Source organism: Sphingobium sp. SYK-6 (assembly GCF_000283515.1).
GTDB lineage: Bacteria > Pseudomonadota > Alphaproteobacteria > Sphingomonadales > Sphingomonadaceae > Sphingobium > Sphingobium lignivorans.
In genome coordinates, this window is the sequence record NC_015976.1 from 1,827,851 (window position 1) to 1,854,246 (window position 26,396).

The window sequence follows — 26,396 nt, forward strand, 5'->3', positions numbered from 1 at the left end:
ATGTTCCGCAAGCTCCTCGCAGGTCTCCTCGTCCTGGCCCAGGGCGCGCCCGCGCTCGCGCTGGCCGACGCGGACCCGGCGCCCTATCTCGCGAAGCTGGATTCCGAGGGTGACCGCAACCGCGTGCTCAACCAGATGGAGATCGGTACGCGCTATTTCTGGTCGCAGGACTTCCAGGGCGCCGGCCGCAGCTTCGACGACTGCATCCAGAACATCGAGCTGGTCTTCCTCAACGATCCCAGCGTCGTGAAGGCGCGCAGCCTCTGGTACGAGGAGGGCGCCAAGACGTTCAAGGGCGAGCCCTATGAACGGGCGATGGTCTATTATTATCGCGGCCTCGTGTTCCTCGCGCAGGGGGACTATGAGAATGCGCGCGCCGCTTTCCGGCAAGGCACGTTCCAGGATGCCTTCGCGGAGGAAGAGCAGAACCAGGCCGACTTCGCGGTTCTCTATTTCCTCGAGGCATGGGCGTCCCATCTGAACGGCGACAAGGACCTGCGCGACGAGGCGCTGGCGAAGGTCCACGCGCTGCGGCCCGATTTCCCGGGAATCGGCGAGAGCGACGACACGCTCGCGCTGGTCGAGACCGGTACGGCGCCGCGCAAGCTGGGCGACGGGCTCGACCACAGCTATTTCGTTTTTCGGCGGGGCAAGGGCTTCACCGAGAACCGCGCCGAGCTGGTTACGGCGGGCGAGCAGCTTCCGCTCTATGCCATGGAGGACGTCTACCGCCAGGCAGCGACGCGCGGCGGACGCGAGATCGATCAGATCATCAAGGGCCAGGTCAAGTTCAAGCGTGCGGCCAACGACGTCGGCTCGACATTGACGGACACCGCCCAGGTCGTCTCCGCGCTGGGCGGCGACGGGACCGTGTCCGGCGCACTGGCCGGGGTGGGCGCGCTGGCCTCGATCCTCTCCGGCAAGGCCAAGGTGAAGGCCGATACCCGGACCTGGAGCTCGCTGCCCGATCGCGTCCACGTCTCCACCTTCGCTTCGGGGAAGCTGGGGATGCAGGATCTCGCCGTCCAGTTCCTGACGGACGGCACGCCGACGGACCAGCCTGCCCAACAGCTCATCACCATCAAGGACCCGAGGGGCCGCCAGCTGGCGCTGGCCCGCTCTCGCTAGGAAAGAAGGACGTGCAGATGACAGTTCACCGGATTGCGGCGCTTGCCGCCACGGCAGCCGCAGCAGCGATGCTCGCGGGATGCTCCGCGACCATGCCCGAGGGTGGCGTGCGCATCGACAACCAGAATTATGTGCGTCCCACGCTCAACACGGTTCGGGTGATCGACGAGAGCCTGGCGCGCTACAAGAACCGCAAGTGGGAAGCGAACTCGGTGCTCGACGTCGAGAATGTCGTGCTGAGCGATACCGGTACCGGCTTCAAGCGGATCAGCGTCGAGCTGCGCAACAAGACGGGCGTGGAAATCCCGCTCGAGGTGCGCAACAGCTGGTACGATCCCAATGGCCGCCCGGTCGACGCCGCATCCTCCTGGACACGCCTTTTCGTGAAGCCCCAGTCCATGGTGCTCTTCGAGCAGGTGGCGAGCAATGGCTCGGCTTCGCAATATTATGTCGAGGTTCGCGCCGCGCAGTAAGCGCGGCGCGCGGGGAGATCTGCCATGCGAGCTTTCATCATTCCGGCTCTGGCTGCCAGCGCGCTGGCCTGCGGCGGGGCCCAGGCGCAGGAACGCACCGGCATGCCGGTGGTCGCCGGTGCGGAGCGCGGCGGCATGCCCGCCGTCAATCCGCGCCGCGCGACAGCCGATCCGGACGCGGCCATGTATCGCACCCAGGACGAATTCCGCTCCTGGTCGCGCAAGGCCGGCAACCCGCGCATCCTGCTCTTCTGGAACGTGGCGCTGACGGACGAATCCTCGTCACGCTACCGCCTGCGCGCGCAGGAGGACGTGACTGTCGAGGCGTATGGCGGCACCGTGACGCGCTCCACCGACGCAGTGATCGAGGCCGAGCGCACCACCGGCGGGCCCAGTGCCTGGCTCGACAGGGACGATGAAGGCGATCTCGAAAGCGCCTATGTCACGGCCTTCGTGCGCGCGGGCGCCAATCTGGTCGATCGCGCCGCACTGATGCGCAAGGTCTCCGCCGCGCGGAACCAGGACGACCGGGTGGACCAGCAGTTCATGGAGACGCTCGCGGTCGAGGAAGGCATTGATTATCTGGTCGAGGTGCTGCCGGAATATCGCAGCGGCAGCGCCACAGGCATGATCTTCGGCATCCGGGTGCTGCACGTGCCGAGCTCCCGCGTGGTGGCAACTTTCCGGACCGAGGCGCGCCCGGCGGCCGGTCCCGAGCGCCTCGTGGCACGACCCGGCGGTTTCCAGCGCGAGCGGGATGAGCGCATCACGCCCGATCTCGTCGCCGAGACGCTGGCTTCGGAGACGATGCGCGGCTTCCTCTGATCAGCCGAGCAGATCAGCGAGCAGCAGGACGAGTTCCGCCTCGCGGTTGCAGCCGGTCTTGGCGTAGATATTGCGGACCTGAACCCGCAGCGTCTCGTTGGAGATGTTGCGGACGGCCGTGATCTGTTCGCGCGTCAGTCCCCCGGCCAGCAGCAGCGCCACCGAGGCTTCAGCCGTGGTAAGGCCGAAAGCGAGGCCGAGCAGCCTGGCATCCTCATCGCGGTCGCCGCGCAGGTCCTGGTCGCGAATGACGACGGCAACGGCGGGAATGAAACCAAGGGACCATTCGCGCTGCTGGAGCCGGAAGAAATCCACCCGGAACGGCCGCGTTTCACCGTGTCCGTCGTCGTCCTCCGGCCGCGCCAGGAGAAGGCGGCGGTGCGTGCTGCCGCCTTTGTCGATCACATCGCCGAGCGCGCGATCAATCTCGCGCGTCGCATGCTGCGTGACGCCGAACAGCCGGCCACCGATGGCGCGAAGCACGCCGGCGCGATCTGCCATATGGCGCTCGGCTCCCTCGGTCATCGCACCGACCCGGCCGGCCCGGTCGACGAGGATGCAGTTCACGGACATGTCGCCAAGCATGCCGCCGACGAGGCTCAACCCCTGCTTTTCCAGCGCGATCTGCATGCGGACCCCGGTGCGCGCGGCGCGATCGGCCAGGGCGAATATGCGCCGCGATTCCTCGGTGGTCCTGCCGTCCCGCTCGGTCCGCAGCAGGGCGAAACCGATCATCTGCCCGGTCTCCTGAAGGAGCACGGACTGGCAGCCATGAGGTATCTGGTGCCTCTCGCAGAATTCGAGATAGATGTCGCTGCGCAGCGCCGATTTGGCTTCATCGTAATCGGCTTCGAAGAGAATTCTGCGGTTGCCGTTTATTCGCTCCGCCGCAATGCGGAAGTTGATGTCCGCATGGCTGCCGTCGATCTCTTCGAAATCCTCCAGCATCCACGGATCGGCATGAGTCACCCAGTTGAAGGAAATGGCCTTGTCGCCGAGGCCGATCAGCTGGGCTCGGGCAGAGCCGGTATGGTCGGCGAGGTTCGCGAGCGTATTTGCCCACAGCGAAGGATCGAGCGCAGCATCCTGAAAGCTGCGCTCCCAATGGTGCGCTTCGTCCAAAATTCCCCCCAATTTTTCCGTCCGTTATGAAGTCGCGATAGTGCAGCATGGTTAACAGGCAGCTAATCCATGCACAGCGACCAGCACGCCCGGCATGAAGACCGGCCACGCCGTAGATGATCTGTCTATTGGCCCCCCCGGGTCATGAGCGCCCGGAATATCCGCACGCACCTTGTCCCCATAGCGAGTGCGAATGCTTCCCGCTACTGGGCTTTTACTGCCGGGACATGAGATTCCTTGGCCACGCCTCGGGCGCGGCGGCGGTCCGATGGCTCTTCGCGCCGGGGAAGAGGCGGCAAGGCGATCCTGAAGCAACCGCGGGCATGGGAGGGCAGGGCGGGGCCAGGGCGGCGGCGTGTGCGTTGTCACGAACGATGGCCGCCATGCCAGGGCGCGACACGCATATAAGAGCCCGGCTCAGTCGGGACTGGAAGCCGGGCTCTCATCGATGACCAGAGGTTGGCGACAGTCCTCAGAACGGGACGGGTCGCTGAACCTTCAGGGGCAAATCCGCTGCGGGGGGATTCTGCCGGCCAACGGCATCAGCCGTTGAGCTTGTCCTTCACGGCCTTGGCAGGCGCGAAGCTCAGCTTCTTCGAAGCCGCGATCTGGATCGTGGCGCCGGTGGAGGGGTTGCGGCCCTCGCGAGCGGGCGTGTCCTTGACCTTGAACTTGCCGAAGCCGTTCAGCGAGATTTCCTCACCCTTGGCAGCGGCGTCGGCGATCGAAGCGAACACCGCGTCGACGACGGCGCGGGCGTCCGTCTTGGTGAGATCGTGCTTGGCGGCAATGGTATCGGCGAGATCGTTATTGTTCATGGCACATCCTTTCTCTGTTTTCGGTCGGGCGCGCTTAGCGGCACCGCTCATGACAGTCTACCGCCGTCATGTCCTCTCCGCTTGTCCGCTGCGTCTTTGCGTTCGTTTGCAACGCGCCGGATCGTAACCAGCGCCAAGCCGGGCTTTGATATCCATCGTTCGGGAAAAAGCCAACGGCATCGGCCGAAAAGAGCGAATTTGCCTGAAAAACGGGGGCGTGGCGGCCTTTTTCAAGACAGGCGGCGTTCAGTTCCGTCATGTCATCGGGTGACGCTGGACGTTATCCGGACACTCAGGATCAAAGGGCATCTTCATGAATTTCCGTCATCTTGTCCCGCTCCCGCATATGGCTCTTGCCGGCCTCGCCCTCTCCCTTGCGGGGTGCGCGGCCACTGATGCGCCGGCGACGGGGGTGCCCGCGAGCGAAGGACCCGCCGAGTCCATTGCCTATGAAGTGGGCCCGTGCTTCGGCTTCTGCCCCGTCTACAATGCGCGCATCGCGTCGGATGGCACAGTCGCTTTCGAGGGGATTCGTCATAGCGCGACGATTGGAAAACAGGCAGTGGCGAAGGATGCCGGCACCTATCGCGCGTTCGCCGAGGCCCTTGCGCCTTTCCGTCCGGCGGACGGGACGACGGCCAGCACGACCTGCGAGGCGCGCATCAGCGATCAGCAGCATTATCGAATTACCTGGACATCGGCCGATGGCAAGACGACCGTCCTCCAGCATGATCGCGGGTGCCGGTCGCCGCGGAACGACCAGCTGAACGCAGTCCTGGAAGGCGCGCCGGAGAGGCTGGGCATTGCCGACCTTGCAAGACAGACGACCCGGCCCGGCGCCTCGCGGGGCTGAGCGTGAACGATCAGGGAGTGAATGATGTTACCCGCGCGAAGTTTCAGCGTCTCGATCGCCATGGAAGCCAAGGCGCTCTACGATCTCATCTGGCAGCCGGAGTTTTTCCCGAAATGGGCGCTGGGGCTGGCCGAATCGGACCTGCGGATGGAGGACGGTCGCTGGCAGGCCGATGGTCCCGAGGGGCCGATCCATATCCGCTTCACGCCCTATAATGATTTCGGCGTGATGGATCATTTCGTCGACACCGGGGAGGGGCCGGAGATCCATGTTCCGCTTCGCGTGGTCGAGAACGGCGCGGGCGCCGAAGTGATCATCACGCTCTTTCGGCAGCCGGACATGGACGAAGAGCGATTTGCCGGGGATATCAAGCTGGTGAACCGGGACTTGAAGGCTCTCAAGAAGCTCGTCGAAGGCTGAACGACTGGGATATCTTCAAGCGCCGGTCAGCCGGTCGGGCGTGACCGGCCTGCCGCGCATGGCGCGGTAGCGGCTCGGGCTCATGTCGAACCGGCGGCGGAAGGAGCGGCAGAAGCTGCTGAGATCATTGAAGCCGACATCGAAGGCGATCTCGGTGATGGTCACCTCGCTGCTTGCCTTGCTGAGGCGCGAGGCCGCCCGCTCCAGCCTGCGCCGCTGGATATAGGCGGACGGCGTCGTCGCCATGCCGGCGAAGAGGAGCTGGACATAACGGGCGCTCACCCCCACGCCGGCCGCGATCCGGTGCGTGTCGAGCGCGGCGTCGCACAGATTGGCCTCGATGAGATCGAGCACGGCGCGGCGGCGCAGATCCCGCCGGTTGGCCTGCTGCACCTCGGGACAGGCCGGGCTGTAGGCAAGATCGAGCAAGGGCCAGATGACATCGCTGATCGCATCGCCCCAGTCATTCTCGCCCGCTTCGAGCTGGCTCCACGCCGAGCGAAGGAAGCGCGAGAAGAGCGCGCCTGCGCCGCTGTCCCCGCGCACCGGAATGCCGACCATCTGGCGCAGGCGGGGCAGGCGGGCTTCCACATAGGCAACCGGCAGCCGCAGCACGATGGTCTGCGTCGGTTCGGCAAAGGTCAGCTCAAGCGAGCGGGAGGGATCGAAGAGCAGGAAATCGCCCTCGTTCAGCCGGCTTGTCCGCCCGCCCGTGTGATTGACGCTGCTGCCGACATGCTGAAGCTGAAGATTGAGGGCGCCGACGTCCAGCCCCGGCTGATTGTAGATCCGGGCGGGCGAGGAGCAGGGCGAGATGATGTCGCAATCCCGGAGCGAGGCGCGATACATGCGGGCCTCGAAGGGGCAATCGTCCGGCACCTCGATGGTGAGCGGCGCAATGAACCTGTCTGCCAGTTCCGTCCAGAAAGGCAGCCGATCGCGCGCGGCCACACTGCTGGTGTCGATTGCCTGGAGCATCATGTCCACGCCTCTCCTCATATGGTCCTGCCCTCTGTGCGGAGCATTTTTCCGGACGATGGCCGCAGGCTATGCGCAAATGACTCCCGCAGCAAGGCGATAGCAGCGACGGCGCCGGCGGTCCGTCCTCCGCCGCGCGAGTCAGCGCATGGGGAAATCGATCGGGCCGCCGTTCGCGCAGGCTTTCACATGCGCCTCGATGCCGGGGATGAAGCCCTGGTGGAAGCCGATGATCTTCTGCGCCTTCTCGGCCGTGCGCAGGCTGGCGAGCGCATCGCGCCAGGCCGCGCAGGCAAGCGGGCGCTGTCCGCCATCGCGCGCGACGACGCCGAGAATCATCTGCGAGAAACCGAGATTGCCGAGGTCATTGGTGGTGCCGGCCCTGCGTGCCTTTTCGGCGGCAGCCTTGCGCAGCGCGACCACCTGTTGCGCGGCCGCGATCGCGTCCTCGAATGCGCCCGCATCGCGCAGATTCTGGGACAGCGCTTCCTTGATGTTCATCTGCAGCGCGCGGACCGCATCGTCGCGATCATCGATCAGCGCGAGCCGGTCGATGACCTGCGCGGCGCGACGGATAAGGCGATCCGAAACATGCTCGATGCCCGCCCGCGAGCCCGCTGCGAAGCCATCGAGGCCGTTCCACGCCGCGCGGTAGAGCAGCAGGGGATCGTCGCGCCGTTCCTTCAGCAGGGCATCGTAGCGCTTCTCCGCCTCGAGATGCACGGCCAGCGCCTTCTCATATTCCGTATCGCCCAGGCTCAGGCCTTCATAATAGAGCAGCATGGCCTCGTCGGCGCGGGCGCCGAAGCTGTTGCGCTGGGCCGGCGTCCAGCCCTGCAGCTCCGTCCGTGCGCGCTCGATGAGGCTCGCCAGCCCGGCGCGCTCTCCCGCCACATCCAGGAACTCGAGCTGCGCGATCCGCAACGCGCTCATGGCGCGCACCCATTCATCGTCGCGGCCTGCCGGGGCGACGCTCGCGAGGCTGGCTTCGGCTTGGGCGATCGAGGCGCGCGCTGCCTTCTGGTCAGCCTTGCCATGCACTTCTATGAGGCCGCGATAGAGGGCCGAAAGGCCGCGATAGATGGCCGCATGCGCATCCTCCCGGGGGCGGGGCGTGAGCAGCTGGTCGGCCCTGCGCAGATTGGCGAGGGCATTGTCCCGCTCGCCGAGATTGGGCTCGTTGGGCACGCCCTGGATCTGGGCGAGGCGCAGCAGGCCGCGCGCTGTCTCGAGCTGAAGGTCCGGAGAAGCGCCGGGCGTGGCGGCGAGGGACGCGAGGTAGCGCTGCGCCTGATCGGCCAATGCCGCTCGCGCGGCGGTATTGCCCGGCACGCGGGCCAGCTGCCCGTTGAGATCGAAGAGCATGTAGTTGGCGAGGGCGCGAACGTCATTGAACCGGGTTTCCGCATCGGCCCGCGCGATCTGGGCGCGGTGGTTCGCGACGAGCGCATAGACGAGCGCGGCCACCAGCAGGGCGATCGTCAGGGCCGCCGCGGCAATGGGCAGACGATTGCGGCCGACGAACTTGGCGAAGATGTAGCCCGGCCCGCGCCGGACGGCGGAGACCGGATAGCCTGTCGCCCAGGCCTCGACATCCTCGGCCAGCGATTCGGCTGTGGCGTAGCGGTCATTGGGATCATCCGCCGTGGCCTTGGCGATGATGGCCCGCAATTCGCTGCTCTTGTCGTCGACCAGCCAGCCGAGCAGCTTGCCCAGCGAATAGATGTCCGTGCTGGTCGAGACGGCGGCGCTGGTCATGCGCTCGGGGGCCGCATAGCCCGGCGTAAGGCTGAGGCTGCCGATGGACGGCGCCCTGGCACCGTCAGTCGACGGCGCGAGATCGGGCGCGCGGGCAATGCCGAAATCGATGAGCTTGGGGGAGCCGTCCGGCGTGACCAGCACGTTGGAAGGGGTGAGATCGCGATGGACCACCAGGCTGCGATGCGCAAAGCCGACCGCGCGGCAGATCGCGCCGAACATGCGCAATCGATCCGCCCGGGACGGCGCCGTCTCCTCGACCCAGCGCAGCAGCGAAAAGCCGGGGACGAACTCCATGACGATGTAAGGCGCGCCTTCATCGGTCTCGCCGCCATCGAACAGCTGGGCGATGTGCGGATGGGAGAGCTGTGCCAGCGTCTGCCGCTCGCGGCGGAAACGCTCGGCCAGCGCGTCACTCAGAAGCCCGGGCTTGATGACCTTGACCGCGACCACATGATCGAAGTCGCCGGAATCGCGCTCGCCCCGGTACACCGTGCCCATGCCGCCGCGCCCGATGAGGCCGGTGATCCGATAGGCGCCGATGCGCGCCGGGAGTTCGGCCGTGTCCTCGCTCAGCCATGCGCCGCCCGTGCTCAGGCTGGCGCGCCGTTCGGCCGCGAGCAGGGAGCGCAGCCGCCCGGCCAGCGCTTCGTTGCCTTCGGTCCGGGCGGCGATCCACGCCTCGCGGTCCACCTCGGGAATGTCGGTCAGCGCCTCGAACAGGCGCAGTGCCTCGCGCTCCAGCGCGACATCATCCATGGTCGATCGTTTCCGCCATGGCGTCGGCCAGCCAGGCCCGCGCCGTGCGCCAGCGCCGCTTCACCGTGGCGGGAGACTGATCCGTGGCGATCGCCACGTCCTCGATGCTCATCGCTCCGAAATAACGCATCTCGACAAGCTCCATCAGCGCCGGATCGATGGCGCCCAGCCTGATAAGCGCGAAATTGAGCGATTCGAGATCAATGCGCTGCCCGCCGTCGACGCGGGTGTTCAGCTCGATCTTGTGGTGCTGGCGCTTGTCCGTCGCTTTCGCCCGCGCATGGTCGGTCAGCACATTGCGCATGATGCGCGAGGCCAGCGCGATGAAATGCGCCCGGTCGGCAAGGTCGATCGCGGACAGGCGCATGAAGCGGACGACGGCATCGTTGATCAGGTCGTCCGTGGACAGGGAGCTGTTCAGCTCATTGCGCAGCCGCGCCGCGGCGATCTGGCGCAGCTCCGGAAGCATCCGGCCGATCAGTTCGTCCCGCGCAACACGGTCCCCGGACCGCCACCGTTCGACAAGATGGGCAAAGCCCCCATCGGACCGATCCATGTCATTCGACCCCCACCGTCCTTGACCGCGCGATCTTCGATGGCCGGGCGTGGCCTGTCCAGTCCTAATGATGCCGTGAGCGCCGGGCGGAGAGGGAAGACGGGGAAAGCAGGAGGGCGGCGCCGGAGCATGCGTCTCCTCCGAACGCGAATGTCCTGAACCGGGACGAAGCCGGCGCGGCGTCGTGACCCGATCGACGCCATTTTCACGCTGTTCGTGATGGGAGGTCGCGTTCCGCGTCTCCCGGATCGATGATGTGGGAGAAAACAAATGACCAGGACGATGAAGCGGGTCCGCTCGGGCGTGACGGCCCTGACCATTCCGACCCTGACGATGATCGCGACGGCGCCGGCTCTTGCGGCCGAAGTGCCTGTCGACCTCTCCACCTGGACGGCGGAAGGCTACGGCAACAGCTACAATTGGGTTCTCGAAAGCGGCAACGACACGGTCCGCCAGACCGTGAACGGATCCCCGACGGTTTTCTACAGCGACTTCAACGCGTTCGGAAACCAGCTCTCCGGAACGATCCGCGTCAACACGAGCAGTGACGATGATTTCGTAGGCTTCGTGATCGGCTTCAACCCCGGAGACCTGACGGCGGAGTCCACCGATTTCCTGCTGATCGACTGGAAGCAGCTCAACCAGAATTTCTATGGCTTTGCCCCGGCCGGCCTCGCGATATCGCATGTGAGTGCCGGCCTTGCCGACAATGCCGGCGCCTGGTCGCATGACCCGGCTCTGGGCGTGACGGAACTGGCGCGCGGGGCTACGCTGGGCAGCACCGGCTGGGGCGACAACGTCACGTATAATTTCGACATCGCGTTCACCGCGAGCAACATCAAGGTCTGGGTGGACGATGTCCTCCAGTTCGATCTCGATGGCACGTTCAGCGATGGCCGGTTCGGGTTCTACAATTACTCGCAGGCGCAGGTCATTTATGCGGGCATCACCAACGAGGTCCTGCCCCCGCCGCCGCCGGCGGTGCCGGAACCTGCGACCTGGGGCATGATGATCGGCGGTCTGGCGCTGGTCGGCTCGGTCCTGCGCCGTCAGCGCGGATATCGGGTGCACTTCGCCTGAATTCGCCGGGCAGCGGCGCGCGGAAGCCGGGCGGGGGAGAACCCCTTGTCCGGCTTCTGGCCGTGCGCTGCCAGCCCAAGGGAATTAGCGGCCCCCGGAGGAGCGGAGGGGGGCGACGCTGTCGCAGGCGCGGGGACAGAGTCTGAGCTGAACCAGCGGCGGCTGTCGGAGTTTCCGAGAGAGGGCTTCAAAGGTCGCGATGTCGGGCGAGCGGACATTCCCACTTTTCGTCATTCCCGCGCATGCGGGAATCCAGCTGAGACATCGCGTACGAGCGCCACGGTGTAACTGGATTCCCGCATGCGTGTTGTGTTTCGTGAGGATGGCAAGTTGTTGCGCTGGGGCGTGGTATGCGAGGCATCGCAGTCTTGTTCGGTTATAGTTATTGACGAACTGTCGGATGAAGCTGTTGCGCTCCTGATGTGAAGAGAAGTGGTTTCGGCCTGCATTTTGGTTGTTTGCGGGGTGAGCGGCGATGGCCTGGCTGATACGTCTGTTGAAACGCTCGACCATGCCGTTGGTTTGGGGATGATAGGGCCGTGTGAGCTTGTGCTTGATGCCATGGGCGGCGCAAACCTGATCGAAGGCATGGCGGCCTGTTCCGGTGTTGCGTTTGCCCCAGTAGGCGCCACCGAAGCGATCGGTGAACTCGCTGCCATTATCTGTCAGCACGGTGTGGACGGGATGGCTGAAGGCTTTGAGGAAGCGCTCGAAGGCGGCAGCGAGGGTTGCGGCGCTGCGATCATCGAGGATGTCGACATGGACGAAGCGGGTTGCCCGCTCGATGACGACAAGCACATAGGCTGGTTTGCCGAGCAGGCGGGGCAGATGCTTGAGATCGGCATGGACATAGCCGAAGGGTGCAGGATCGAAGGGCAGGCTTGCGCCAGCGCCTTGATCGCTGGTGCGCGGGGCAGCGATGCCATGCCGACGCCACAGGCGGTAGAGAGCGGCGCGGGAGATATCGGCGCGCAGACAGCGGCGCATCACCTCGAGTGCATCGTCGAGCGAGAGGGCAAGGCGGGAGCGCAGTTCGACTGCGATATCCTCTTCCTCGGTTGAGAAGCGGGTCATCAGGCGGTGGGGTGTTGATGGCCGGTCCATCGTATCACGCCGCCCTTTCCAGCGGCGGATGCAACTCTGGTTGACGCCCAGTTCACGCGCCAGGTCCGCAACGCTCTTGTCGCTGGCCTGGATATAAGCCCGCTGGCGCGGGGTCGTGGTCGCATTCCGGTGAAGCTTGATCAGCATAGTCCGCGACTCCTCAGCCACGTCATGCCTCTCTCTACCCCAGAGGCTTCATGCCAACCATCCGAAACACTACACATGCGCGGGAATGACGATGTGGGATGAGGTGACGTCTCCTTTGGCGTCTTGTCCCGGCGGGCTATTTCCGGACCGAAACCCCGCCTAGCCGCCATTCCGCAGAGCCATCCTATGTGGCCACGCAGCCTAAAGCGGCAGGCCGACATAGTTTTCCGCGATGGTGGTCTGGGCTGCCGTCGAGGAAGCGATATAGTCGAGTTCGGCCATCTGCATCCGGCGCGCGAAGGGATCCGTGTCCGGGAAGCGATGCATGAGGGTGGTCAGCTGCCAGGAGAAACGCTCCGCTTTCCACACACGCGCCAGGGCTCTCGGCCCGTAAGCGGCGATCCCGTCGCTGTCGCTCTGCTGGAAATAGCGGATCAGCGCATCGGAGAGATAAGCGACGTCCGACGCGGCGAGGTTGAGACCCTTGGCACCGGTGGGCGGGACGATATGCGCGGCATCGCCGGCGAGCATCAGGCGGCCGTGACGCATCGGCTCGAACACGAAGGAGCGAAGCGGCGCGATCGATTTCTCGATGGCGGGACCGCGCGTCATCGAAGCCGCGGCATCGGGCCCGAGCCGAACCGCAAGCTCGTCCCACAGCCTGTCATCGGGCCAGTCTTCCACCCGGTCGGTGAGGGGAACCTGGATATAGTAACGGCTGCGCGTCTTCGAGCGCATGGACGCCAGGGCAAATCCATTCTCGTGGTTGGCGTAGATCAGCTCATGATTGCAGGGCGGGACATCGGCGAGGATGCCGAGCCAACCGAAAGGATAGATCTTCTCGAAGGCCTGACCGGCCGATGCGGGGATCGTCTGGCGGGAGGGGCCATGGAAGCCATCGCATCCGCAGATGAAATCGGCCTCGATCCGATGGACGCTGCCATCCTTCTGAAATGTGACGGAGGGACGATCGCTCTCGATATCGTGCAGGGCCACGTCGGCGGCTTCGTAGACGATCTCCAGCCCTCGTGCCGGCGCGGCATCCATCAGGTCGCGGGTCAGCTCGGTCTGGCCGTAGACCATGACCTGCTTGCCGGTGAGCGCCGCGATATCGATGCGGATCAGCCGCTCGCCATCGGCGAGGTTGAAGCCATCATGGGGCAATCCTTCCGCGTTCATCCGATCGCTGAGGCCGAGCCGGTCAAGCAGGTCGGTCGTCGTGCGTTCCAGCACGCCCGCGCGGATGCGGCCCAGCACATAATCGGGCGATGCGCGCTCTATGACGAGCGCCTCGATCCCTTCCGCCCGGAGAAGATGCCCCAGGAGCAGGCCCGCGGGCCCGGCTCCGATGATCGCGACCTGTACCTTGGTCTTCATGACCTCTCCTGCCTGGCGTGAAATCCGTACCTGCCACCTTCATGCCGCGAATCGGCCTTGCCTCCCATGGCCGGATCAACCAGACATCTGGACGATTCAGTCTCCGGCCGGGCGTCACCAGATGTCTCAAGTGTCTTCCACCAATGTCGTTCCTGCTTACTCTCTCTACGGCGAGGAGCAGCGGGGGATCACCGAAGGCTTCGTCCATGTCGAAACGCTGGACGAACGGTCCCGGCCCGAGGAATGGACGATCAAGCCACATGTCCATGGCCATCTCGATCATGCCATCCTCATCGCCCGGGGCGGCGGAACCATCCATGCCGAGGGCCAGCGCACCGATTTCGAGGCGCCGGCGCTGCTGCTGATTCCCGCCGGGGTCATCCACGGCTTTTCCTGGCATCGCGAATCGAGCGGATGGGTTTTGACGACGGCGGATTCCTATCTGCGCCAGCTTCTCTCCAGAGATCCGGACATCGCCTCCCTGTTCAGGGAAGCGACTGCCGTGCCGCTGGACGCCGGGGACGGACAGGCTGCCGAGCAGTGGATGATCGCGATCCGGCGCGAGCTGGACGAAGGAGCAAAGGGGTTTCGCGTGGGCGTGGAGGCATCGCTCCTCGCCTTGCTGGTGCTTGCGCTTCGCCGGTCGGCGGTCCTGCCTGAGCCATCGGCGGGGCAGGCCTATGCCGCCGATCTGATGCCGCGCTGGCGCGCCCGCATCGAGCAGCGGTTCCGGCTGCGGGAGCCCGTCAGCGTTCATGCCCGTGCGCTTGGCGTGAGCGAGACGACATTGCGGCGCGCGTGCCTGAGCGTCGCCGGCCTGTCGCCCGCCGCGATGATCGACCAGCGCGCCTTGCTGGAAGCGCGACGGCTGCTGTTCTATTCGCAATTGAGCGTCGCCGAAGTCGCTTATGCGATCGGGTTCGAAGACCCCGGCTACTTCTCCCGCTTCTTCTCCCGCCACATGGGCGAAGCGCCCAGCGTCTATCGGGCGAGGTGGGAGAAAGGCAGCTGAGGCTTGCCTGCCCGGTGCTCGCGACCGGTGCAGGCGGGCCCGATCAGCCCCCAGCGGCCGATTTCTCCGCTTGCGCGATGACGGCGCTGGTCCGCACGAAACTGTCCGGATTGAGCGAGATCGAGTCGATGCCCTCGCCGACCAGGAAGGCGGCGAAATCCGCATGGTTGCTGGGCGCCTGCCCGCATATCCCGATCTTGATGCCGGCCTCATGAGCCGCGCGAATGGCTTGGGCGATGGAGATCTTCACGGCCGGGTCCCGCTCGTCGAACATCGCGGCCAGCAGATCGGAGTCCCGATCGACGCCCAGGATGAGCTGGGTCAGGTCGTTCGAGCCGATGGAAAAGCCATCGAAGCGCCTGGCGAATTCGCTCGCGAGGATGACGTTCGAGGGAATCTCGCACATCATGTAAACCTGCAGCCCATCCACGCCGCGCTGCAGGCCATTCTCCGCCATCACCGCCAGCACGCGGTCGGCCTCCGCCAGCGTGCGGCAGAAGGGGACCATGACGATGATGTTCGAGAAGCCCATGGCTTCCCGGGCCATCTTGAGGGCCTTGCATTCGAGCGCGAAGCCTTCCCGGTAGCGATCGTCATAATAACGGGATGCGCCACGAAAGCCGAGCATCGGGTTTTCCTCGCTCGGCTCGAAGGCGCTGCCGCCGATCAGATGGGCATATTCGTTGGTCTTGAAATCGCTGAGGCGGACAATGGCCGGATGCGGGAAGAAGGGCGCAGCCAGCCGGGCGATGCCGCGCGCGAGCGTCTCGACGAAGAAGTCGGGCGGGCTGGCGAAGCCCTTTGCCAGCGCATTGATCTGGCGCCGGTCCGCATCGGAAATCCGCTCGGGATGCAGCAGCGCCATGGGATGGGCCTTGATGAGATTGTTGATGATGAACTCCATCCGGGCGAGGCCGACGCCCCGTGCCGGCAAGGGCCACCACTGGAACGCGGCGGACGGCTCGGCGATGTTCAGCATGACGGCCGTTTCCGCCTGCGGAATGGCCGTCAGATCGATGTCCTCGACGATGAAATCGAGCAGGCCATCATAGACCAGGCCTTTGTCGCCCGACGCGCAGGACAGGGTGACTTGCTGGCCATCGCGGAGGATCGAGGTGCCCGAGCCGGTGCCCACGATGGCGGGCACGCCCAGCTCGCGGCTGACGATGGCGGCATGGCTGGTGCTGCCGCCCCGATCAGTGATGATCCCGGCGGCGCGTTTCATCACCGGCACCCAGTCCGGATCGGTATTGCCGGTGACCAGGATCGCGCCATCCGTGAAGCGGGCGATGTCCGAGGCATCCTGGATGAGGCAGATTTGTCCGCTGGCGATCGCGCTGCCGACGGCCACGCCGGAGAGCAGGGGACTTGCCTGCGTCTTCAGCTCATAGCGGCGGAACGTCTTCTGCTGCCCGGTCCCGTGGACTGTCTCGGGGCGTGCCTGGACCAGATAGAGAAGGCCGTTGCTGCCGTCCTTCGCCCATTCGAGGTCCATGGGCCGGCCGTAATGGGCTTCGACGGCGACCGCCCAGCGGCCGAGCTCGAGGATCTCCGCGTCGTCCAGCACGAATGCCAGCCGCTTGTCCGGATCGGTCGGGATCACGCGGGTCTGGTGCGCGGCATCCTGCGCATAGACCATCGTGATGGCTTTCTCGCCCCGGCTCTTCTCGATGATCGGGGCAGCGCCGGGCTTCTCCAGCAAGGCCTTGAAGACGACATAACGATCCGGATTGACGGCGCCCTGGACGACGGTCTCTCCCAGTCCCCAGGCAGCGCTGATCGTGGCGACGCCGGGAAAGCCGGATTCGGGGTCGATCGTGAAGATGACGCCCGAGCCGGCGAGATCCGAGCGAACCATCTGCTGGATGCCCACCGAGAGCGCCACCGAGAAATGATCGAAGCCCTTCGCCTCGCGATAGCTGATCGCGCGATCCGTGAAGAGCGAGGCGAAGCAGCGCAGGCAGGCATCCAGCAGCGCTTTTTCGCCCCGGATGTTGAGGAAGCTCTCGTGCTGCCCGGCAAAGCTCGCATCGGGCAGGTCCTCGGCGGTCGCGCTGCTGCGCACCGCGACGGCGGGGTCGCGCGTCTGCGTGATCTCGGACAGGCGCGCATAGGCGGTGCGGATCTGGCTGACGAGATCGTCCGGGAGGTGGCAGGCGAGGATGAGCGTGCGGATCGCGTGGCCCGCGTCCTGCAGGCTTTCCTCCCCGGCACGAAAGCGAGCGATGTGCGCTTCCATTGCCGGACGGACGCCGCCAGCCGCGATGAAGTCCCGATAGGCCTGCGCCGTCGTGGCGAAACCGGCGGGAACACGCACCCCGGCGGTTCCAAGCTGACGCACCAGTTCGCCCAGGGAAGCGTTCTTCCCGCCAACGGACGGCACGTCGCCGATGGACAGGTCCTGAAACCATATCACGGCCGGATCAGTGGGTTGATGCGCCATTTTTCTCTCCCTTCGAATGCGACGGGTTGATTCGCTGCCGGACAGACATGGACAACCAAAAGGGGGCTGCGGCAGGGACCGGGTCATGACTAGGTGGGGAGGAGCGCCTGTGCCTTGATCGAGGTCAGGCCGGGGAAATCGCGCGGGAGGAAAGGGGTGGCCGGAATACAGCCCTAAGCGCCGGATTTGATTGCACATCGCGAGCCATGCTGACACTGAGGCGGAGCGGAGGACCGGATTGCTACTGCTGCTACTGATCGCCTTGCCCTTTCTGGGCACCTTGCTCCTTGCGTCGCTCGGAAGCGCCGGACGCACGGTCCAGGCGACCGCTGCAGGCGCCATGACTGGCGCGGCGCTGCTCATTCTGGTCAGTCTGGCGCCATCCGTGCTGCAGGGCGAGGTGCCGGCGGCGCGTCTCGACTGGGTCCCCGGCCTCGGCCTCGCGTTCAGCCTGTTCCTCGATCCGCTCGGCCTCATGTTCGCCGGGCTGATCCTGGGCATCGGCCTGCTCATCATCATCTATGCGCGCTTTTATCTCTCCGCGGCCGATCCCATGGGGCGCTTCCTTTCCTATCTGCTGCTGTTCCAGGGCGCGATGCTGGGCATCGTGATCTCGGACAACCTGCTGCTGTTGCTCGTCTTCTGGGAACTCACCAGCCTGTCCTCCTTCCTGCTGATCGGCTTCTGGCGGCACGAATCGGAAGCGCGGCAGGGCGCCCGCATGGCGCTGCTGGTGACGGGCGGCGGCGGCCTTGCGCTGATGGCGGGCCTGCTGCTGCTCGGGCAGGCGGCCGGCAGCTACGAACTGACCAGCATCCTCGCGAGTGGCGACGCCATCCGCCATTCGAGCCTCTATCCCGTGGCGCTCGTGCTGATCCTGATCGGCTGCTTCGCCAAGTCGGCCCAGTTCCCGTTCCACTTCTGGCTGCCGCACGCCATGGCCGCGCCGACGCCGGTGAGCGCCTATCTGCACTCGGCAACGATGGTGAAGGCAGGCATATTCCTGCTGGCGCGCCTCTGGCCGGTGCTGGCCGGGACGGAGCTGTGGTTCTATCTGGTCGCCACCACCGGCCTCGTCACCATGCTGATCGGTGCGACCGTGGCGCTGTTCCGGCACGATCTCAAATCGATCCTCGCTTATTCGACGATCAGCCAGCTCGGCATGCTGACGATGCTGTTCGGCTTCGGTACGCCGGCCGCCGCTATCGTCGGCCTGTTCCACATCCTCAATCATGCGACTTTCAAGGCGGCGCTGTTCATGAACGCCGGCATCGTCGACCATGAGGCAGGCACCCGCGACATCCGCGCGCTGGGCGGACTGGCCACGCTCATGCCGATCACGGCGACGCTGGGCATCGTCGCGGCGGCCTCCATGGCCGGCATTCCGCCCCTCAACGGCTTCCTCTCCAAGGAAATGATGCTGGAAGAGGCGACGCATTTCCAGTGGCTTGGATCGTCCTGGTTGATCCCGGCGCTGGCGACGCTCGGCGCGCTGCTCTCGGTGGCCTATTCGCTGCGCTACATCGTGCAGGTCTATCTCGGGCCGCGCCGGGCGAGCTATCCCGGCAAGCCGCACGATCCATCCTTCGGCTTGTGGGGACCATCCGGCCTGCTCGTGCTGCTGGTGATCGCCATCGGCCTGTGGCCCGCCACCATCGCGGCGCCGCTGATCCTCCCCGTCGCGCAGGCGGTCACGGGTGATGCCGCCATCCGCTTCGCGCCCAAGCTCTGGCATGGCTTTACGCCGGCCCTGTACATGAGCGTGCTGGCGATCGGGGGCGGCGCCATCCTGCTGGCGCGGCACGCCGGCCTGCTCTCGCTCTGGGAGCGGCTGCCGCTGCCTTATGCCAAGCCGCTGTTCGAGCGCGGGGTGGAGATGGTCGTCCACGCCAGCCGGACAATGACGCTGTTCGTTCACAACCAGTCGCTCCAGCGGCAGATGGCGTTCCTGTTCCTCGTCGCCATTCTCCTGGGTGTCGAAGGCGCGATGACAGGCGGGCTGCCGGCAGGGACAGGCCCCACGCTGCCCGCGCCGCCGCTCGCCGTGGTGGCCTGGCTGCTGCTGATCTGCGCGACGCTGGCCGTGGTGCGCGCCCAGCGGCAACGCTATCTGACGCTGATCTTCATCAGCGTCATCGGCCTGATCGTCTCGCTCGCTTTCATCTACCTCTCGGCGCCCGACCTCGCGCTCACGCAGATCTCCGTGGAAGTGGTGACGATCCTGCTGCTGCTGCTGGCGCTCAATCTCCTGCCGAAGACGCCGCCACGCCTGTCCGGCAACGCGCGGCGTCTGCGCGATGCCGTGCTGGGCGGGGCAGGGGGGCTCGCGACGGGCGTAGCGGCCTATGCTGTCATGACCCGGCAACCCAATGACCCGATCTCGCAATATCATTGGGCGAACAGCTATTCGGGCGGTGGCGGCACCAATGTTGTCAACGTGACGCTGGTGGATTTCCGCGCCTTCGACACCTTCGGCGAGATCATCGTGCTCGGCATCGCGGCGCTCACTATCTTCGCGCTGCTGCAGACCGCGATCATGGGTGCCTCGGGACGGCGGCTGCTCGCCTGGATCCCGGACATCGTCCGCTCCCCCGAGCGCCATCCGATGATGTTCGTCGTGGCGACGCGCCTGCTGTTCCCGCTGGCCGTGCTGGTCGGCCTCTACATCTTCCTGCGCGGCCACAACATGCCGGGCGGCGGCTTCATTGCCGGGCTTGTCATCTCCATCGCGATGCTGATGCAATATATGGCGTCCGGCTTCGAATGGGCCGAGCAGCGCCGGCAGGTGGACGAGCATCTGATGATCGGCCTCGGCGTCATCATCGCGGCGCTGACGGGCCTGGGATCGCTGGCGTTCGGCCTGCCCGTCTTCACCAGCGCTTTCGGCTACTTCACCTTGCCGGTCGTCGGCACGTTCGAGCTGGCGACGGCCATGCTGTTCGACATCGGCGTGGCCATGACCGTGATCGGCGCAGTGATGCTCGCGCTCGCCGAGCTCAGCAACATCGCCCAGCGCGCGCAGAAGGAAGTGTTCCCGGACAGCGGCCCGATGGACATCGACCCGGCCCGGATCAGGAAGGAGCTGTCATGAGCATGGAATTCCTGATCGCCAGCGCCATCGCGGTGCTCACGGCGGCGGGCATTTATCTGTGCCTGCGGGCGCGGACCTTCCAGGTCGTGCTCGGCCTCGCCATGCTCTCTTATGCCATCAACCTGTTCCTGTTCTCGATGGGCCGGCTGAAAGTGGATCGCCCGCCGATCTACGAGAAAGGGCTGATGGACTATACGGACCCGCTGCCACAGGCGCTGGTGCTCACCGCGATCGTCATCGCGTTCGGCATGACGGCGTTGGTGGTGGTGCTTTCGCTGCGCTCCTATCTCGAAAGCGGGACGGACCAGGTGGACGGCAAGCCCGACCCGGACGAGCGCGGGGAGCCGTGATGGATCAGCTGATCGTCGCGCCTCTTCTCCTGCCGGCCATCGCGGCCGCCGCCTCGCTGCTCTTCATGCGGCGCCGGCGCTGGATCGGCGCGGCCCTGTCGCTGGGCAGCGTGCTGCTGCTGATCGCCCTCGCGCTCCACATGCTGCTCACCGCCAGCACAGGCGCGGTCAACGCTTATGCACTCGGGAACTGGCCTGCGCCGTTCGGCATCGTGCTGGTGCTGGACCGGCTCGCCGCGCTCATGCTGCTGCTGACCGCGCTGCTGGCGCTGCCGGTGCTGGCCCATGCCGTCATCTCGGGGCTCGACCGGAAGGGCTGGCACTTTCACCCGCTCTTCCAGTTCCAGCTTCTCGGGCTGAACGGCGCTTTCCTGACCGGCGACCTGTTCAATCTGTTCGTCTTCTTCGAAGTGCTGCTGATCGCCTCCTATGGCCTGATGCTCCACGGCCAGGGGCCCGAGCGCCTGAAGGCGGGCGTCCAGTATGTCGTCATCAACCTCGTCGGCTCGACGCTGTTCCTCATCGCGCTCGGGATCCTCTATGGCGTGACGGGCACGCTCAACATGGCGGACATGGCAGTGCGCATTCCCGCCCTGCCGGCAAGCGACGGCGGGCTCGTCCGAGCGGGGGCGCTGATCCTGCTGTGCGTCTTCGCGCTCAAGGCGGCGCTGCTGCCGCTGCATCTCTGGCTGCCGCGCACTTATGCCGCGACATCGCCCGCCGTCGCGGCGTTCTTCGCCATCATGACCAAGGTGGGCATCTACGCCATCATCCGCACCGTGCCGCTGATCTTCGGCGCGCAGGCAGGCGCGGCGGCCTGGGCGCCGATGCCGTGGATGCTGCCCAGCGCGCTGGCGACGACCATCATCGGTTTCCTGGGGCTGCTCGCCGCGCGGGGCCTGCGCGATCTCGCCGCCTTCGCCCTGATCGGATCGACCGGCACGCTGCTGATCTCCGTCTCGCGCTTCGATCCCGGCGCGATGGCAGCGGGCCTCTATTATCTCCCGCATACGACGCTGACGGCGGCCCTGCTGTTCATCCTCGTCGACATCATCGCGCGCCGGCGCGGGAGCTATGGCGACGCTGTGGTGCCGGGCGTGCGCTTCGCCGGGCTGGAACGCCTTTCCCTGCTTTACCTGCTGGCGGCCATGGCGCTGGTGGGGATGCCGCCGCTCTCCGGTTTCATCGGCAAGCTGCTGATCCTGCAGGCGACCCTGACCGACCCGTGGCGCGCCTGGATCTGGGCGACCATCCTCGGCACGACGCTGCTCGGCATGCTCGGCATGGCCCGGGTGGGAAGCGCGATCTTCTGGAAAAGCGCTTCGGCGATGCCGCAGCCTTCCTTCCGCACCGCGGCGCCCTCGCCGCCGGGTTTCACGGAGCTGCTGCCGGTGCTTTTCCTGCTCCTGCTCCTTGGTGGCCTGACCGTGGGTGCGGGCGTAGCGAGCCACTATGCCCAGGAGACCGCCAGCCAGATCTTCGCGCCGGCCGCCTATATCGAGGCGGTGCTCGGCCCGGCAGTGGGGGAGCGATAACATGCTGCGACGGCTTTTCCCGCATCCCGGCCTCTTCGTCCTGCTGGTGATCGTCTGGATGCTGATGCTCAACAGCCTCACGCCGGGCGGCCTGCTGCTGGGGCTCGTCTTCGCCACGCTCGTGCCGATCTTCACCGGGCCGTTCTGGCCGGACCGGCCGCTGCTGCGCTTCGGCTGGCCGATGGTGGCCTATCTGGGCATCGTGCTGTGGGACATCGTGGTGGCGAATTTCCAGGTGGCCGCGCTGATCCTGTTCCGGCGCAATCGCGACCTGCGCTCGCACTGGCTGTTCGTGCCGCTGGACCTCACTTCCGCCGAGGCGATCACGACGTTGGCCGGGACGATCAGCCTGACGCCGGGAACAGTCTCGGCGGACGTCTCGACCGACGGGCGCCATCTTCTCGTCCATGCGCTGGACGTGCCGGACGAGGCTGCCGAAGTGGCGCGGATCAAGTCCCGCTACGAAGCCCGGCTGAAGGGGATCTTCCCATGATCGGCATCGCGCTCATTATCGCCCTGGGCTGCGTGGGACTGGCCATGCTGCTCAACCTCTACCGGCTGCTCAAGGGCCCCAACAGCAGCGACCGCATCCTCGCGCTCGACACGATGGTGATCAACGCGATCGCGCTCATCATCCTGTTCGGCATCTACGAGACCAGCACGACCTATTTCGAGGCGGCACTCCTGCTGGCGATGGTCGGCTTCGTGGGGACTGTCGCCTATTGCAAGTTCCTGCTGCGGGGGGACATCGTGGAATGAGCCTGGACGTGATCGCCGAGGCGCTCATCGCCTTCCTCATCCTGCTCGGCGGGGCCTTCGCGCTCATCGGCAGCTGGGGCCTCACGCGGCTGCCGACGCTGATGAGCCGCCTGCACGGGCCGACCAAGGCGACGACGCTGGGCGTGGGAAGCTGCCTCATCTCCTCCATGATCTACTTTCCGCTCAAGGCGGGCAGCTGGTCGGCGCACGAGCTGCTCATCACGCTCTTCCTCTTCATCACCGCGCCCGTCTCGGCGAACATGATCGCCAAGGCGCATCTCCACCGGCGGCGCAGCGGCGATGACGGGGAAGGGGGGAAGGCCATCCACGACCCCCTGCCGCCGCCGCCACCCGAGGCCCATTGGGCAAGCTTCGGCAGCGAGGACGGCGCGAGGATGCCGTAGCGGCAGGGGCAGCGTGATCCCGCGAAAGGCTGGCGCGCGAGGGATGACTTTGGATTTCCGCTCGGCTAAGGACCTGCCAGGATGCTGCCGCTTCGTGCCCTTTTCCTGCGTCATCGCGCAATCGCCCTGCTGCTGGTGCTCGCCGCGCTGTGCATGAAGGCGCTGGTGCCGGGCGGCTACATGATCGGGCAGAACAGCAAGGTACTGACCGTCCAGATCTGCCATGACGGGCTCGGCGAGCCGGTCACCAGGCAAATCGTCATTCCGATGAACGGCGAACCCGGCGATCACGGCAGCAAGCAGGGGAAAAGCGACTGCGCTTTCTCCTCGCTCTCCATGGCTTCGCTGGCCGGGGCGGGACCAGCGTTGCTCGCCATCGCGCTCGCCTTCATCATCGCGCTCGGCTTCGCGCCGGTGCGGCTGCCGCATCCCCGGCGCATCTTCCATCTCCGTCCGCCGCTGCGCGGGCCACCGGCGTTCGCCTGACAAAACCGCATTTTGTCGGACCGGCCGGTCTGAGCGCCTGATCGCGCGCATGCACCGGCCCTGCCGGAGCATTTTCCTATGTATCAGTTACTGCGCCGTTCACCCGAACGGCCCTGGGGCGCGCCCCGCCACGAGCTGCCGCCCGGTTCATCACGAGACGACACGACCGACCATCCCCTCATCCTGCACATGCGGGAGAACCGCTCGCACCTGACCCGCGCGGCGCGGGCGTGCGTCGGCATGATCGCCCTGCTGTTCATGCTGACCACCCTTGGTCCCGCGATGGAGGGGCAATGGCCGGTGCCGGTCTTCTCGATGGTCACCATCGCCGCGCTGACCTTCGCGCTGGAGCGGCATGCACGATCCCGACCCGCCAGCGAGACGCTCGAGCTCGATGACGGCCGCGTGCGGCACCGCGACAGCGCCGGGCGCAGCGTGGACTATCCCGCCTGCTGGATGCGGCTCGCCACGGAAGGGCGAAGCGCGGCCGAATTGCGCCTCTTCCTGCGGTGCCGGGAGGGCGCGATCGAGTTCGGGCGCTGCCTGAGCCTCGACGAGAAGCGAGAGGTGGCGCCACTGGTGGCACGCGCCCTCGCCGCCGCGCGGGGGCGTTGAGGATGCGCTGGCTCGCTCTTCCCGAGAGGCGCGCGCGGCAACTGCGTCGCTTCCGCCGCCGCACCTGGCTGCTGGTCGCGCTCTGCTTCGTCGCGCGCGGCGCGGACGCGGCGCTGGGCCTCGACCTCATCGAACATATCCCGCCGGTCGCCGCCCAGGACGCGGCGACCTGCCTGCATGACGCCCGCCATTCCGGCGCCGGCGCCTGACCAGACCATATCCAGACAGGAACACAGACCATGAAGACGTCCATCATCGCGCTTGGCGCAGCTCTTGCCGCAACCATGCCGGCGCAGGCCCAGACCGGAACCCCGACCGGGACCGGAACAAGAGGCTCTGCACCGGATGACATCCTCGTCATCGGCACACTCAATACCGATCAGGCCCGCACCGAGATCGAGAGAACGCCCGGTGGGGTGGAGGTGGTCCCGGATACGGCGTTCAAGAATACGCCGGTCCAGCATATCAAGGACATCCTTGGCTATGTGCCGGGCGTCATCACGCAGCCGCGCATGGGCGACGATGCGCGCGTCTCGGTGCGCGGATCGGGGCTCTCGCGAGCCTATGGCGCACGCGGCATTGCTTTGCTGCTCGACGGCGTGCCGATGAACACGGCGGATGGCCTCGTCGACTTCTTCGAGGTCGATCCCAGCGCCTATCGCTATGTGGAGGTGTTCAAGGGCGGCAACGCGCTGCGTTTCGGGGCCAATGCGCTCGGCGGCGCGATCAATCTCGTTACGCCGACCGGACGCGATGCCGCGCCGCTCGATGCGCGCATCGACGTCGGCAGTTTCGGCTATGTGAAGGGGCAAGCCAGCACAGGCGGGGTTTCAGGCGCGCTCGACTATTTCGCGACCGTCTCGGCACAGCGGATCGACGGCTATCGCGACCATAGCGATGGCAATGCCCTTCGCGGTAACATGAACGTGGGATACCGCATCTCGCCCAATGTCGAGACGCGCTTCTATCTGACCGGCGCCTCCACCAACCAGCGCATTCCGGGCGAGGTCTCGAAAGAGCAGGCGCTGGGCAATCCGCGTGCCGCGAACCCCGCCTGGGTCGATCAGGACCAGCAGCGCAATGTCGATTCCATCCGCATCTCGAACAAGACGACGGTCCGGCTCGACCAGACGGTGCTGGAGTTCGGCGCCTTCTATAACTGGCGCCATGTCGATCATCCGATCTACCAGTATCTCGACTACACCGTGGACGATTATGGCGGGTTCCTGCGCGCCGTGGACGATCGCAATCTCGGCGGCCTGCGCAACCGGCTGATCCTCGGCGCCAATCTCCACAACGGCACGATGGATACCGAGCAGTTCGTCAATCTGCCCGGCGCGGTGAAGGGCGACCTCACTCAATCCATGGTCGACAAGTCGAAGAACCTTTCCGTCTATGCCGAGGATTCGCTCTACGTTCAGCCCAACCTCGCGCTGATCGCGGGCGTCCAGTATCTGCACGCGACCCGCGATCGGCGCGACCGGATCGGCACCGGGTCAGGCCGTCAGAGCTTCGACCTGTGGAGCCCGAAGTTCGGTGTGCTGTGGGACGTGCAGCCGGACGTCCAGCTCTTCGCCAATGTCTCGCGCAGTGCCGAAGTGCCGAGCTACGACGCGGGCATTTTCTCCTCGCCGACGACGAGTATGAAGGCGCAGCGGGCGACCACCTATGAGATCGGCACACGCGGGCGCAGCGGCATCATCGGCTGGGATGTCTCGCTGTATCGCTCGGATATCCGCGACGAGCTTCAATGCCTCACGCTCTTCCCCTGGGCGCCGTGCACGACGACCAATGCCGATCGCACCGTGCATCAGGGGATCGAAGCAGGGCTCGACGCGACCATTCCGCTCTCGGCCTCCGGTGATAGCCTCGCGCTGACCGCGGCTTACACTTTCAGCGACTTCTTCTTCGATGATGACGCTATCTACGCCAACAATCGCATCCCCGGCGTGCCGAAACATTATCTGCGTGCCGAGATGCTCTACAAGCATCCGGGCGGCTTCTACGCTGGCCCGAATGTCGAATGGGCGCCGGGCCACTACTTCGCTGACAATGCCAACACGTTGACGGTCGATCCCTACGCGTTGCTGAACCTTAAGGCCGGGTTTGATCTGGGCGAGCGCTGGTCGCTCTATGTCGAGGGACGCAACCTCACCGACAAGCGATACATCTCCACGGTGGCCATTGCCGGCACAGCCAACCTGACGTCGGAGATATTCAATCCGGGCACGGGCCGGGCCGTCTATGGTGGCATCCGGTTCCGCTGGTGACCATGCGCGGCCGCAACCTGACCTTCATCAAGC

General features: G+C 65.9%; 26 protein-coding genes. 17 read left to right on the forward strand and 9 right to left on the reverse strand.

All coding sequences use genetic code 11. The features are described 5' to 3' along the window. From SLG_RS08260 to SLG_RS08270, 3 genes are read left to right on the forward strand one after another with little or no spacing between them, the layout of a single operon-like run. Positions 1 to 1,128 carry a hypothetical protein gene (locus SLG_RS08260; protein ID WP_014076000.1) on the forward strand — a complete coding sequence of 376 codons (1,128 nt, stop codon included), beginning with the start codon at positions 1 to 3 and terminating at the stop codon, positions 1,126 to 1,128. Positions 1,129 to 1,145: 17 nt separating this feature from the next. Beyond that, positions 1,146 to 1,601, forward strand: coding sequence for a DUF1425 domain-containing protein (locus SLG_RS08265; protein ID WP_014076001.1), 456 nt, complete (start codon positions 1,146 to 1,148; stop codon positions 1,599 to 1,601). A 24-nt stretch (positions 1,602 to 1,625) separates the two neighbouring features. Beyond that, the gene (locus tag SLG_RS08270; protein WP_014076002.1) at positions 1,626 to 2,426 is read left to right on the forward strand and encodes a hypothetical protein; all 801 of its coding nucleotides are present in this window, start codon (positions 1,626 to 1,628) and stop codon (positions 2,424 to 2,426) included. Here the strand turns inward: SLG_RS08270 and SLG_RS08275 are convergent, their stop codons facing one another. From SLG_RS08275 to SLG_RS22140, 3 genes are all read right to left on the reverse strand, one after another. After that, on the reverse strand, positions 2,427 to 3,560 hold the full coding sequence (locus SLG_RS08275; RefSeq protein ID WP_070098715.1) for a helix-turn-helix transcriptional regulator: 1,134 nt from the start codon (positions 3,558 to 3,560) through the stop codon (positions 2,427 to 2,429). A gap of 530 nt (positions 3,561 to 4,090) precedes the next feature. Then, entirely contained in the window at positions 4,091 to 4,366 is a 276-nt protein-coding gene (locus SLG_RS08280; RefSeq protein ID WP_014076004.1) for an HU family DNA-binding protein, read from the reverse strand. 34 nt (positions 4,367 to 4,400) lie between these two features. Further along, on the reverse strand, positions 4,401 to 4,625 hold the full coding sequence (locus SLG_RS22140) for a hypothetical protein (RefSeq protein WP_148276530.1): 225 nt from the start codon (positions 4,623 to 4,625) through the stop codon (positions 4,401 to 4,403). Between the two features lie 54 nt (positions 4,626 to 4,679). Here SLG_RS22140 and SLG_RS08285 point away from each other — a divergent pair, with 54 nt between their 5' ends. Then, positions 4,680 to 5,219: a DUF6438 domain-containing protein gene (locus SLG_RS08285; RefSeq protein ID WP_014076005.1), complete on the forward strand. Its 540-nt coding sequence runs from the start codon at positions 4,680 to 4,682 to the stop codon at positions 5,217 to 5,219. A gap of 24 nt (positions 5,220 to 5,243) precedes the next feature. Beyond that, on the forward strand, positions 5,244 to 5,639 hold the full coding sequence (locus SLG_RS08290) for a hypothetical protein (RefSeq protein ID WP_041392940.1): 396 nt from the start codon (positions 5,244 to 5,246) through the stop codon (positions 5,637 to 5,639). Positions 5,640 to 5,654: 15 nt separating this feature from the next. On the opposite strand, the gene SLG_RS08295 is transcribed toward SLG_RS08290, so the two are convergent. From SLG_RS08295 to SLG_RS08305, 3 genes are all read right to left on the reverse strand, one after another. Next, positions 5,655 to 6,620, reverse strand: a complete 966-nt coding sequence (locus tag SLG_RS08295) for a helix-turn-helix domain-containing protein (RefSeq protein ID WP_051003718.1) — start codon at positions 6,618 to 6,620, stop codon at positions 5,655 to 5,657. 138 nt (positions 6,621 to 6,758) lie between these two features. After that, complete coding sequence (locus tag SLG_RS08300) at positions 6,759 to 9,134, reverse strand: serine/threonine-protein kinase (protein WP_014076008.1); 2,376 nt, start codon at positions 9,132 to 9,134, stop codon at positions 6,759 to 6,761. Beyond that, a complete protein-coding gene (locus SLG_RS08305; RefSeq protein ID WP_014076009.1) occupies positions 9,127 to 9,690 on the reverse strand; it encodes an ECF-type sigma factor in 564 nt (187 codons plus the stop codon). The genes SLG_RS08300 and SLG_RS08305 overlap by 8 nt, the downstream gene beginning before the upstream one ends. A gap of 270 nt (positions 9,691 to 9,960) precedes the next feature. Here SLG_RS08305 and SLG_RS22145 point away from each other — a divergent pair, with 270 nt between their 5' ends. Then, entirely contained in the window at positions 9,961 to 10,770 is an 810-nt protein-coding gene (locus SLG_RS22145; RefSeq protein ID WP_148276531.1) for a PEPxxWA-CTERM sorting domain-containing protein, read from the forward strand. Positions 10,771 to 10,854: 84 nt separating this feature from the next. Here SLG_RS22145 and SLG_RS08315 read toward each other — a convergent pair whose 3' ends face one another. Further along, positions 10,855 to 12,021, reverse strand: a complete 1,167-nt coding sequence (locus SLG_RS08315; protein ID WP_014076011.1) for a DDE-type integrase/transposase/recombinase — start codon at positions 12,019 to 12,021, stop codon at positions 10,855 to 10,857. Between the two features lie 201 nt (positions 12,022 to 12,222). Further along, positions 12,223 to 13,398, reverse strand: a complete 1,176-nt coding sequence (pobA, locus tag SLG_RS08320; protein WP_014076012.1) for a 4-hydroxybenzoate 3-monooxygenase — start codon at positions 13,396 to 13,398, stop codon at positions 12,223 to 12,225. Between the two features lie 121 nt (positions 13,399 to 13,519). Between pobA and SLG_RS08325 the strand changes: the two genes are divergently transcribed. Continuing rightward, positions 13,520 to 14,410: a helix-turn-helix domain-containing protein gene (locus SLG_RS08325; protein ID WP_014076013.1), complete on the forward strand. Its 891-nt coding sequence runs from the start codon at positions 13,520 to 13,522 to the stop codon at positions 14,408 to 14,410. 43 nt (positions 14,411 to 14,453) lie between these two features. Here the strand turns inward: SLG_RS08325 and ppsA are convergent, their stop codons facing one another. Further along, positions 14,454 to 16,853 (reverse strand): phosphoenolpyruvate synthase, encoded by a 2,400-nt coding sequence (gene ppsA / locus SLG_RS08330; RefSeq protein ID WP_014076014.1) that lies wholly within the window; start codon positions 16,851 to 16,853, stop codon positions 14,454 to 14,456. Between the two features lie 238 nt (positions 16,854 to 17,091). On the opposite strand from ppsA, the gene SLG_RS08335 reads away from it, so the two are divergent. The 10 genes from SLG_RS08335 to SLG_RS08380 all read left to right on the forward strand — a co-directional run bounded on the left by SLG_RS08335 (position 17,092) and on the right by SLG_RS08380 (position 26,363). Then, on the forward strand, positions 17,092 to 19,944 hold the full coding sequence (locus SLG_RS08335) for a monovalent cation/H+ antiporter subunit A (RefSeq protein ID WP_014076015.1): 2,853 nt from the start codon (positions 17,092 to 17,094) through the stop codon (positions 19,942 to 19,944). Further along, positions 19,941 to 20,294 (forward strand): Na+/H+ antiporter subunit C, encoded by a 354-nt coding sequence (locus SLG_RS08340; RefSeq protein WP_014076016.1) that lies wholly within the window; start codon positions 19,941 to 19,943, stop codon positions 20,292 to 20,294. The genes SLG_RS08335 and SLG_RS08340 overlap by 4 nt, the downstream gene beginning before the upstream one ends. Then, positions 20,294 to 21,829 (forward strand): monovalent cation/H+ antiporter subunit D, encoded by a 1,536-nt coding sequence (locus SLG_RS08345; protein WP_014076017.1) that lies wholly within the window; start codon positions 20,294 to 20,296, stop codon positions 21,827 to 21,829. The genes SLG_RS08340 and SLG_RS08345 overlap by 1 nt, the downstream gene beginning before the upstream one ends. Before the next feature lies 1 nt (position 21,830). Further along, positions 21,831 to 22,322: a Na+/H+ antiporter subunit E gene (locus SLG_RS08350; protein WP_014076018.1), complete on the forward strand. Its 492-nt coding sequence runs from the start codon at positions 21,831 to 21,833 to the stop codon at positions 22,320 to 22,322. Further along, the gene (locus SLG_RS08355; RefSeq protein ID WP_014076019.1) at positions 22,319 to 22,588 is read left to right on the forward strand and encodes a K+/H+ antiporter subunit F; all 270 of its coding nucleotides are present in this window, start codon (positions 22,319 to 22,321) and stop codon (positions 22,586 to 22,588) included. Before SLG_RS08350 ends, SLG_RS08355 begins: the two co-directional genes overlap by 4 nt. Continuing rightward, positions 22,585 to 22,992: a Na+/H+ antiporter subunit G gene (locus tag SLG_RS08360; protein ID WP_014076020.1), complete on the forward strand. Its 408-nt coding sequence runs from the start codon at positions 22,585 to 22,587 to the stop codon at positions 22,990 to 22,992. Before SLG_RS08355 ends, SLG_RS08360 begins: the two co-directional genes overlap by 4 nt. A gap of 81 nt (positions 22,993 to 23,073) precedes the next feature. Continuing rightward, the gene (locus tag SLG_RS08365) at positions 23,074 to 23,478 is read left to right on the forward strand and encodes a DUF2946 family protein (RefSeq protein ID WP_014076021.1); all 405 of its coding nucleotides are present in this window, start codon (positions 23,074 to 23,076) and stop codon (positions 23,476 to 23,478) included. A gap of 78 nt (positions 23,479 to 23,556) precedes the next feature. After that, positions 23,557 to 24,093 (forward strand): DUF2244 domain-containing protein, encoded by a 537-nt coding sequence (locus SLG_RS08370; protein ID WP_014076022.1) that lies wholly within the window; start codon positions 23,557 to 23,559, stop codon positions 24,091 to 24,093. 2 nt (positions 24,094 to 24,095) lie between these two features. Continuing rightward, the gene (locus SLG_RS08375; protein ID WP_014076023.1) at positions 24,096 to 24,302 is read left to right on the forward strand and encodes a hypothetical protein; all 207 of its coding nucleotides are present in this window, start codon (positions 24,096 to 24,098) and stop codon (positions 24,300 to 24,302) included. Positions 24,303 to 24,332: 30 nt separating this feature from the next. Then, positions 24,333 to 26,363, forward strand: coding sequence for a TonB-dependent receptor family protein (locus tag SLG_RS08380; RefSeq protein ID WP_014076024.1), 2,031 nt, complete (start codon positions 24,333 to 24,335; stop codon positions 26,361 to 26,363). The last annotated feature ends 33 nt before the right edge of the window (positions 26,364 to 26,396 follow it).